Annotated in this window: 1 protein-coding gene; it reads right to left on the reverse strand. The window is 62.9% G+C overall.

All coding sequences use genetic code 11. The features are described 5' to 3' along the window. Positions 1-8: 8 nt before the first annotated feature. The gene (locus AC0L23_RS39880) at positions 9-1,355 is read right to left on the reverse strand and encodes an IS5 family transposase (RefSeq protein WP_317245434.1); all 1,347 of its coding nucleotides are present in this window, start codon (positions 1,353-1,355) and stop codon (positions 9-11) included. Between the last annotated feature and the right edge of the window lie 167 nt (positions 1,356-1,522).

Genomic DNA, 1,522 nt, shown 5'->3' on the forward strand with positions numbered 1-1,522 from the left:
GTCGTCCGTTAAGAAGGCGAATTGAGCGGGGCTGGACCGGCCAGCACGCGGCATAGTCGGACCAGGAACAGGCACAAGAGTTCTCTGAGCCAGGCTAGGATGCGGCGGAAGTTGTGGCCGACGGCTGAGAGGATGACGTTGGCGGCGTCTCCGGCACGGCCTTTGAGGTAGCAGCGACCGAGGTGACCTTCGGTCTTCATGTGGCCGATGATGGGCTCGATGGCGGAGCGGCGGCGCAGCTCGCGCTTGATGACGCCGAAGACGCCGCGCTTTTGGCCGGAGATGAAGATGCGACGTGGATTTTGAGCATCGTGGCCGCGGTATCCCTTGTCGACATAGGCCCGCTCGATCGGACATCCGGTGAGCGTCTCGGTCCGGTCGATGACGTTCCGCAGGGTATGACCGTCGTAGGGATTTTCGGGCAGCGAGCTGGCATGCAGTACGAACAGGCCGCCGGGAGCTCGGCGATTGTTGGTGACGATGGAGGCCTTCACGCCGAACTCGTAAGGGGCTGAGGCCTTGCCTTTGCCGATGCACTCCACCTCCGGGGCATGAAAGGAATAGAGCTTCCAGCCGCGCTGGCGCTGCTGCTGGGAGCGGATCTGGCTGGCTCGGCCAAGCGGAAGGGCGAATGCCTCCTCGAGGGCTGGCTGGCCCTCGATCTTGCGACGGACGTCGCGGATGATCCGGCCCAGCCGGCTGCGCAGGATACGCAACTGCCGCTGATGCCGCCCGAACTGTTTGGCATGGGCGTAGCGGCCCGCCATCATCGCAGCGGCCTTGGCCACACGAGAATAGGATTGCCGCAGCCTGACGGCGTGCCTTCTCGCCAGGCGGTTGAGGCCCTGGATGGCCGCATGAAGCAGCTTGGCGTCGGTCGGGAAGGTGATGGCCTTCGGCTGCACCGTGGTGTCGACGGTGACGCGCTTGAGGTCCTGGCTGCGTAAGGCGCCGGCTTCGTGCGCCACCCGCAGGCTCTCGGCCAGCAGCAGCTCCAGCTTGTCGCCGAGCCGCTTGCGCCAATGGCTCAGGTCCGAGCGTTCGTGCGGGAAAGCGTGCCGGAAAAACTCTTCGCCGGTGAAGAACTGGAAATAAGGGTCGTGGACCCAGCGCTCGCACACCCCCTCATCGGACAGCCCGTAGATATGCTTGAGCAACAACAGCCCGATCATGAAGCGGGTCTCGATCCCCGGCCGGCCGTTCTCGCTGTAGAGCGGCGCGATCTCGCCGTCGATCCAGTCCCAATCGATCTTGCCGGCAAGCAGAACCAACTCGTGCTTCAGATTGATGATCTGGTCCAGCCGCGCCCGGAACAGATCGTTCGATCCCGTCGTCTTGTGCTTCTTCGGCCGCATCGTTCCCTCCGATGCACCACAGAATCATGGGCCGCAGGGAAAGGGAATCCAAAAGCGAAATTGCAGGGTTTGGCGGCTTCAACCTCGCATTCCCTGCAATCTCAAACCGCCTCGAATCCGAAAAAGAGACTCCTGCTCAATCGCTTAGAACCTTGTTCACGGACGAC

Source organism: Bradyrhizobium sp. MI1.4 (assembly GCF_055811315.1).